Origin of the sequence: Brevundimonas sp. (genome assembly GCF_050729455.1) — a bacterium.
GTDB lineage: Bacteria > Pseudomonadota > Alphaproteobacteria > Caulobacterales > Caulobacteraceae > Brevundimonas.
Map to the genome: position 1 here is coordinate 1 of NZ_JBOHLI010000085.1, position 7,652 is coordinate 7,652.

Annotated in this window: 7 protein-coding genes; 4 read left to right on the top strand and 3 right to left on the bottom strand. The window is 67.5% G+C overall.

Annotated elements, in window-relative coordinates:
* Positions 1-7: 7 nt before the first annotated feature.
* The 3 genes from fabG to ACREEF_RS15020 all read right to left on the bottom strand — a co-directional run bounded on the left by fabG (position 8) and on the right by ACREEF_RS15020 (position 3,231).
* Positions 8-748 (bottom strand): 3-oxoacyl-[acyl-carrier-protein] reductase, encoded by a 741-nt coding sequence (fabG, locus tag ACREEF_RS15010; RefSeq protein WP_431566373.1) that lies wholly within the window; start codon positions 746-748, stop codon positions 8-10.
* Between the two features lie 167 nt (positions 749-915).
* Positions 916-1,860 carry an ACP S-malonyltransferase gene (fabD, locus tag ACREEF_RS15015; protein ID WP_314429284.1) on the bottom strand — a complete coding sequence of 315 codons (945 nt, stop codon included), beginning with the start codon at positions 1,858-1,860 and terminating at the stop codon, positions 916-918.
* An 87-nt stretch (positions 1,861-1,947) separates the two neighbouring features.
* Complete coding sequence (locus ACREEF_RS15020) at positions 1,948-3,231, bottom strand: Nramp family divalent metal transporter (RefSeq protein ID WP_431566374.1); 1,284 nt, start codon at positions 3,229-3,231, stop codon at positions 1,948-1,950.
* Between the two features lie 236 nt (positions 3,232-3,467).
* Between ACREEF_RS15020 and rpsF the strand changes: the two genes are divergently transcribed.
* From rpsF to ACREEF_RS15040, 4 genes are all read left to right on the top strand, one after another.
* A complete protein-coding gene (gene rpsF, locus ACREEF_RS15025) occupies positions 3,468-3,848 on the top strand; it encodes a 30S ribosomal protein S6 (RefSeq protein WP_431566375.1) in 381 nt (126 codons plus the stop codon).
* A gap of 11 nt (positions 3,849-3,859) precedes the next feature.
* Entirely contained in the window at positions 3,860-4,138 is a 279-nt protein-coding gene (rpsR, locus tag ACREEF_RS15030; RefSeq protein ID WP_105564333.1) for a 30S ribosomal protein S18, read from the top strand.
* 1 nt (position 4,139) lies between these two features.
* Positions 4,140-4,724 (top strand): 50S ribosomal protein L9, encoded by a 585-nt coding sequence (gene rplI, locus ACREEF_RS15035; protein WP_431566376.1) that lies wholly within the window; start codon positions 4,140-4,142, stop codon positions 4,722-4,724.
* A 366-nt stretch (positions 4,725-5,090) separates the two neighbouring features.
* A complete protein-coding gene (locus tag ACREEF_RS15040) occupies positions 5,091-7,493 on the top strand; it encodes a TonB-dependent receptor plug domain-containing protein (protein ID WP_431566377.1) in 2,403 nt (800 codons plus the stop codon).
* The last annotated feature ends 159 nt before the right edge of the window (positions 7,494-7,652 follow it).

Sequence of the window (7,652 nt, forward strand, 5' to 3'; positions counted from 1 at the left end):
CAACGCTTCAGATCATCGCCATACCGCCATTCACGTGCAGCGTCTGGCCCGTCACATAGGCGGCTTCGTCCGACGACAGATAGACGGCGGCGGCGGCGATTTCCTCGCCCGTGCCCAGACGGCCCGACGGAATCTTGGTCAGGATGGCCTCGCGCTGCTGGTCGTTCAGCACGTCGGTCATCGGCGAAGCGATGAAGCCGGGCGCGATGCAATTCACCGTGATCCCGCGCGAACCGACTTCCTGGGCCAGCGACTTGGAGAAGCCGATCATGCCGGCCTTGGACGCCGAATAGTTGGTCTGGCCAGGGTTGCCGGTCACGCCGACCACCGAGGTCACGCCGATGATGCGGCCCGAACGGCGCTTCATCATCCCCTTCACCGCGGCGCGGGTCAGGCGGAAATAGGACTCCAGGTTGATCTGGATGACGGACTGGAAGTCCTCGTCCTTCATCCGCATCAGCAGGCCGTCCTTGGTGATGCCGGCGTTGGCGACCAGGATGTCCAGCGGACCGCCGGCGGCCTCCTCGGCGCGCGCGACCAGGCCGTCGACCGAGTCCGGGTCCGACAGGTTGGCGGCGGCGAAGAAGGCGCGCTCACCCAGTTCCTTGGCCAGATCAGCCAGAACCGCTTCGCGCGTGCCCGACAGCACCACCGTCGCGCCCTGGGCGTGCAGCGAGCGCGCAATGGCCCCGCCGATGCCGCCGGTCGCGCCGGTCACGAGGGCGATCTTTCCCGAAAGGTTGAACATCTCTGTCTCCTCTTCCTTCTCCCCTTGCGGGAGAAGGTGGCCCGTCAGGGCCGGATGAGAGGTCTTGCCGACCCCTGTCGTATTTTCAATCCGAGAAGTCGTTCATGTGGAGCGACCCCTCATCCGTCTCGCTACGCGATCCACCTTCTCCCGCAAGGGGAGAAGGATCAAAGGCTTTTCGCGAACGCTTCGAGGTCTTCGGGCGTGTTCAGCGCCAGGCTCTCGGCGTCCGGCGCGATGCGCTTGGCCATGCCGGTCAGGACCTTGCCCGAGCCGATCTCGGCGAAACGGGTGACGCCGCCTTCGGTCGCCATCCACTCCATGCTCTCGCGCCAGCGCACGCGGCCCGTGACCTGCTCGACCAGCAGGCGACGGATCACCTCGGCGTCCGTTTCCGGGCGGGCGGTGACGTTGGCGACCACCGGCACGGCCGGAGCGACGATCTTCGCGTCGGCCAGTGCATCAGCCATTTCGTCAGCGGCCGGCTGCATCAGCGGGCAGTGGAAGGGCGCCGAGACGTTCAGCGGAATGGCGCGCGCGCCCAGTTCCTTGGCCTTCTCGATGGCGCGGTCCACGGCGGCCTTGTCGCCCGAGATGACGACGTTGCCGTTGTTATTGTCGTTGGCGACGACGCAGACGCCGACCTCCGAACCGGCCTTGGCCGCTTCTTCCGCCAGGGCCAGGTCGGTCTTGGGACCGATCAGCGAGGCCATCGCGCCCTTGCCCACCGGCACGGCGCGCTGCATGGCCTGACCGCGCAGCTTCAGCAGGCGGGCGGTGTCCGACAGGCTGATCGCGCCGACCGCGGCCAGGGCCGAGTATTCGCCCAGCGAGTGACCGGCGACGAACCCCGCCTTGGTCACGTCCACGCCGAACTCGACCTTCAACACCCGCGCCGCCGCAGCGGAGACGGCCATCAGGGCCGGCTGGGCGTTCTCGGTCAGGGTCAGCTGGTCTTCCGGGCCTTCGCGCATCAGGTCGAACAGCTTCTGGTTCAGCGCGTCGTCGACCTCGGCGAAGACGTCGCGTGCGCTGGCGAAGGCCTCGGCGAGAGCGGCGCCCATGCCGACGCTCTGGCTGCCCTGACCGGGGAAGAGAAGCGCGAGGGTCATAAAGGAACGATCCGTGGTCCGTTGATTCAAGGCCGCGAGGCGTAAGCGAAACCCTCCCCTACGGCAAGCAGGCGCTGACAGGCGGCGTCAGAACAGGCCGATCAGCTCCTTACCCGCCAGCACGGCGAACAGCAGGGCCGCCGCCGCCAGCAGGGCGTTCGACAGGCCGTGACTGCGCCACTCCCTCGGCACGCGGTCGCTGTTCAACAACCACAGCAGCGTCCCGGCCAGGAAGGGCATGAACAGGCTGCCCAGCACCCCATAGGCCACGATCAGGCCGAACGGCCGCTCGATGAACAGCAGGGCCATCGGCGGGAAGGTCAGCCACAGGGCGTATCCCCGGAAGGCCCGGCTCTTGTCCCCGCGCACCATCTCCTCGCCCGTCCGGCCCCGCACATGGGCGGTGAAGTCGGCGAACATCAGGCTGACGCCCTGCCAGACGCCCAGCAGGCTGGAGAAGCTGGTGGCCCAGAAGCCGACCAGAAAGAGGATGGAGATCGGCCGCCCGAAACGCTCGCGCAGCACCTGATCCAGATCCAGCAGCCCCCGGGCGCCGCTCTGCAGGGCGATGCCCGCCGCGTGCAGCAGTTCCGCCCCGACGATCAGCATGGCCACAACGAAGACCCCGGTGACGGCATAGGCGACCCGGTTGTCCAGCCGCATGACCGACATCCAGCCCGGCCCATGCCAGCCCTTGGCGTTCAGCCAATAGCCATAGGCGGCCATGGTGATGGTCCCGCCCACCCCGCCGATCAGGCCCAGGGTATAGAAGACCGATCCCTGCGGCAGGGTCGGCCACAGGCCAGGCAGCAGGGCTGGAATATCCGGCGTCACGATCACGGCCAGGCCGACCACGGTGACGAACATCACCCCGACGCAGGCCGTCATCACCTTCTCGAACAGGCCATAGCCGCCGAACCAGACAAAGGTCAGCCCGATGACCCCGCTCAACATCCCCCAGGCCTTCAGATCCAGCACCGGGAACAACGCCGCCAGAGGCAGGGCCGTCGCCGTCATGGCCGCCGCCCCATACACAAAGCCCCAGATGACGACGTAGAGGCCGAAATAGAGCCCAGCCCAGTTCAGACGCCCGCCGATAGCGCCAGGCAGCAGGCCGCGCCCCAGGCTGGACCAGCCGTCGAAGATGCTGCGCTCGCTGGCCAGGGTCCAGCGCCCCACGGCCTCGGCCAGGGCGATCTTCAGCACCGTGCCGATGATGGCCGCCCACAGGAGGGCGTAGCCGAAGCGCGAACCCGCGATCAGGGTCGCCACCAGATCGCCCGCCCCTACCCCGGTCGCCGCAACGACGATGCCCGGCCCGATCAGGGACCAGCGCCTTTTCAGCACAGCGTTCGGCTCGGACGAGGTCATGCGGCGTCTCCGGTCAGGCGAAAACCATCCGCTGTTTCGGCCGCGCTTGGCAACGCCGGTCGCCCAGCCTTGCTCTGGCGGGCTTTTTCGCCTATACGCGCCGCCTTTCCAGGGCTTCGGTCCTGTTGCGGAACGCCAAAGGGTTCGGGAAGTCCTCCCGGCCGCCGCTTCAGGAGCCATCGTGGACAGGACTACCCGGTCCCATTCACGCCGATGCCCACAAGGGAGACTACCGCATGGCTCTTTACGAGCACACGGTCATGACGCGCCAGGATATCTCGGCGCAACAGGCCGAAGCGCTGAACGACACCATCAAGGCTCTGATCGAAGAAGGCGGCGGCAGCGTCGCCAAGATCGAGTACTGGGGTCTGCGCAACCTGACCTACCGGGTCAAGAAGAACCGCAAGGCTCACTATTCCCTGCTCGCTCTCGACGCCCCGGCTGCCGCCGTGGCCGAAGTCGAGCGCCAGCTGTCGCTGAACGAAGACGTCCTGCGTTGGCTGACCGTCCGCGTCGAGGAACTCGACCTGGAACTGTCGCCCCTGCTGGCTCGTCGTGAACGTGAGCGTGACCGCGATCGCGGCCCGCGCACCGACGAAGCTGCGGCCTCGGAATAAGGAACCGGATCATGACCGACACCACCGCTCCCATCCCGGGCGCCCCGGCCGGCTCCGGCTCGGCCGGCCGTCGCCCCTTCTACCGTCGCCGCAAGGTCTGCCCGTTCTCGGGCGCCAACGCGCCGAAGATCGACTACAAGGACGTGAAGCTGCTGCAGCGTTACGTTTCCGAACGCGGCAAGATCGTGCCCTCGCGCATCACCGCCGTTTCCGCCAAGAAGCAACGCGAACTGGCCAAGGCCATCAAGCGCGCTCGCTACCTGGCCCTCCTGCCGTACGTGGTGAAGTAAGATGAAGGTCGTTCTGCTGGAACGCGTCGAGAACCTCGGCGCCATCGGCGACGTCGTCACCGTCAAGGACGGCTTCGCTCGTAACTACCTGCTGCCGCGCGACAAGGCTCGTCGCGCGACCTCGGCCAACCTCAAGGCGTTCGAACTCGACCGCGCCGCCATCGAGCAGCGCAACGAGAAGAACAAGGCCGAAGCTCAGAAGATCGCCGACAAGATCGACGGTCAGACCTACGTCATGATCCGTCAGGCCGGTGAAACCGGTCACCTGTACGGTTCGGTCGCCGGTCGCGACGTGGCTGAAGTCATTCAGTCCGAAGGCGGCAAGGTCGAGCGTTCGCAGGTCGTTCTGAACGTCGCGATCAAGTCGCTGGGCGTCCACGAAGTGCCGGTTCGCCTGCACCCCGAGGTCCGCGCCACGGTCAAGATCAACATCGCGCGCTCGGCCGAAGAAGCCGAACGTCAAGCCAAGGGCGAGGATGTCATCCGCGCCCAGTTCGACGACGAGCGTAACGCCGCCGAACAAGCCGCCCAAGAACTGATCGAAGGCGGCGCCGGTCAACAAGAAGGCTTCGGCGACGAAGCCTGATCTGTCGACTGACGGTATCGATCAAGGGGCGCGTCCTTCGGGACGCGCCCCTTTTTCTTGGCCAGATTGTTTAGTTTTTCTGCGCGTTCAGCGACATATTCTCGATATTCCGCGCCGTCTTCGCACCGCAATATCGTCACAGCTCATCCTCCCTCGATGGGCGGGAGATGACGATGCGAATGCGCCTGTACGCCACTACACACCGCCCGGTCGTTCGACCGGCGCGATGTCCAGCCCGCCGCTGATCGCCTTCCGGCCGGTCCGCCGCCGGCCCTGACCACCCAGACAATCGACGCAGCCTCACGACGCCGTTCGACGGCGCCGCCCGCTTCCTTGCGTCCAAATCAGAAAAGCTGACCTCTCGAGATGACCCGTATCCTTGCTTACCGTTCCGCCCTGTTCGCGGCCTCCTCCAGCGCTGCCCTGCTGATCGCGGGCGCCGCCGCCGCGCAGCAAGCCCCCGCCGACGCCACTTCGGTCGACGACATCGTCGTCACCGGCAGCCGCGTGCCCAGCCGCTCGCGCCTCGACACCCTGGCCCCCGTCGATGTCGTGACGGCCGAGACCCTGTCGACGCGCGGCACCACCGAGTTCGCCGCCGCCCTGGCCCAGAGCGTGCCGTCGCTGGTCTTCGCCCGCCCGTCGGTCGTGGACGGCACCGACTCTGTCCGCCCGGCCACTCTGCGCGGCCTGTCGCCGGATCAGACCCTGGTGCTGCTGAACGGCACACGCCGCCACGCCTCGGCCCTGGTCAACGTCAACGGCTCGATCGGGCGCGGCTCGGCCGCCGTCGATCTGAACGCCATCCCGACCGGCGCGCTTGACCGGGTCGAGGTCCTGCGCGACGGGGCCTCGGCGCAATACGGCTCGGACGCCATCGCCGGGGTCATCAACCTGCGCCTCAAGGAAGCCCGCGAGGGCGGCGGCGCCAGCGTCACCTACGGCCAGTATTTCACCACGGTCGAGACCGCGCGCGGCGAACGTGACGAGACCGACGGTCGCACCGTCACCGCCTCGGCCTGGCAGGGCCTGGGTCTCGGCTCCGACGGCTTCCTGACCCTGTCGGCTGAATACCTGAACCGCGAGCCGACCAACCGCTCGGACCTGGACCCGCGCGTGACGCCCAACGCCGTCACCGCCCGCGCCGGCGACCCCAAGGTCGAGCAGTGGACCGTCTTCGCCAACGCCGGCAAGCCGCTGGCCGCCGGTTGGGAAGCCTACGGCTGGGCCGGCTATCAGGACCGCGACAGCCAGAGCGCCGCCTTCCCGCGCCTGCCCAACAACACCAACAACGTCGTCAGCATCTATCCCAACGGCTTCCTGCCCAAGATCGCCGTCAACTCGCAGGACCTGTCGCTGGCGGGCGGCGTGAAGGGCGAGATCGCCGGGTGGAACGCCGACTTCAGCCTGGTTTACGGCCGCAACGCCCTGGACTTCCGCACCGAGGACTCGCTGAACTCCACCTACGGCGCGGCCTCGCCTACCAGCTTCGATTCCGGCGGTCTGACCTATGACCAGTTGGTCTTCGGCGCCGACTTCACCCGACAGTTCGAGGTGGGCCTCAGCGGCCCGCTGAACTTCGCATGGGGTCTGGAAGCCCGTCGTGAAGGCTACAAGATCGACGCCGGTCAGCCGGAATCCTGGAATCGCGGTCCGCTGGGCGGCAACACCGCCCTGGCCGGCGGCGCCCAGGGCTTCGTCGGCTTCCAGCCCTCGAACGAGGTGGACGAGGACCGCGACGCCGTCGCCCTCTACGCCGACGTGGAAATCCCGCTGACGGACAAGTTTACGGTCGAAGGCGCCCTGCGGGTCGAGGACTATTCCGACTTCGGCGACGCCCAGACCGGCAAGCTGGCGGCGCGCTACGACTTCAGCCCCAACTTCGCCCTGCGCGGCTCGGTCTCGACCGGCTTCCGCGCCCCGTCGCTGCAACAGAGCTTCTTCACCTCGACCTCGTCGGTGATCCAGAACGGCGCCGTGGTCGAAACCGGCACCTTCCCCGCCACCAGCCCCGTCGCCACGGCCCTGGGCGCCAGGGCGCTGAAGCCCGAGACCTCGACCAACTATTCTCTGGGCGCCGTCGTCCGTCTGGGGAATTTCGACCTGACGGTGGACGCCTACAAGATCACCATCGAGGATCAGATCGTCCTGTCCGAACTGATCAACCGCAGCTTCTCGCCCCAGGTCGCCAGCCTGCTGGACCCGCTGGGCGTCCAGGCGGCGCGCTTCTTCCTGAACGGGGTGACGACCGAGACCGAGGGCGTCGATATCGTCGGCCGCTATCGTTTGCGCACCGAAAGCATCGGCGATTTCGATTTCACCGTCGCCGCCAACATCAACGACGTCAGCGTGACCAAACTGCCGACCTCCTCGTCGGTGCTGAACCCGGTGCCGACCCTGTTCGCCCGCAGCCGCATCCTGACCATCGAGGAAGGCACGCCGGACACCAAGGTCTCGACCTCGGCAGACTGGCGCCTGGGCCGCTGGGGCGCGACGGCGCGGGCGACCTACTACGCCGACGTGCTGCAGCCCGGTTCGACCGCCGCCAACGACTATTCGACCGGCGCCAAGACCACGGTCGATCTGGAAGGCCGCTTCCAGGTCACGGATCGCATCGGCGTCGCCGTGGGCGTGGACAACGTCTTCGACGAATACCCCGACTTCGTTCCCGCGACGCTGAACAGCAACGGCGTCCTGGGCTTCCCCTACTACTCTCCGTTCGGCTTCAACGGGCGCTACGGCTACGCCCGTCTGAGCGTGAAGTGGTGACGGCGGCGGAGCCTGAGCGCGAGGGGATCCTCCCCTCCGCCTCGCGCCGGGCTCTGCTGGTTGGGGGCGGCGTGGCGGCTGCGGCGGCGACCGCCGCGGCCGCTGCGCCCCGTCCGGCCGAAGCGGCGGTCCAGGTGGGCGACGACAGCACCCTCAGCC

Bases quoted from the DNA above. Each gene is read 5' to 3' on its own strand.
- ACREEF_RS15040 (WP_431566377.1), top strand. From the start codon at position 5,091: ATGACCCGTATCCTTGCTTACCGTTCCGCCCTGTTCGCGGCCTCCTCC.
- rpsF (WP_431566375.1), top strand. From the start codon at position 3,468: ATGGCTCTTTACGAGCACACGGTCATGACGCGCCAGGATATCTCGGCG.
- fabG (WP_431566373.1), bottom strand. From the start codon at position 748: ATGTTCAACCTTTCGGGAAAGATCGCCCTCGTGACCGGCGCGACCGGC.
- rplI (WP_431566376.1), top strand. From the start codon at position 4,140: ATGAAGGTCGTTCTGCTGGAACGCGTCGAGAACCTCGGCGCCATCGGC.
- fabD (WP_314429284.1), bottom strand. From the start codon at position 1,860: ATGACCCTCGCGCTTCTCTTCCCCGGTCAGGGCAGCCAGAGCGTCGGC.
- rpsR (WP_105564333.1), top strand. From the start codon at position 3,860: ATGACCGACACCACCGCTCCCATCCCGGGCGCCCCGGCCGGCTCCGGC.
- ACREEF_RS15020 (WP_431566374.1), bottom strand. From the start codon at position 3,231: ATGACCTCGTCCGAGCCGAACGCTGTGCTGAAAAGGCGCTGGTCCCTG.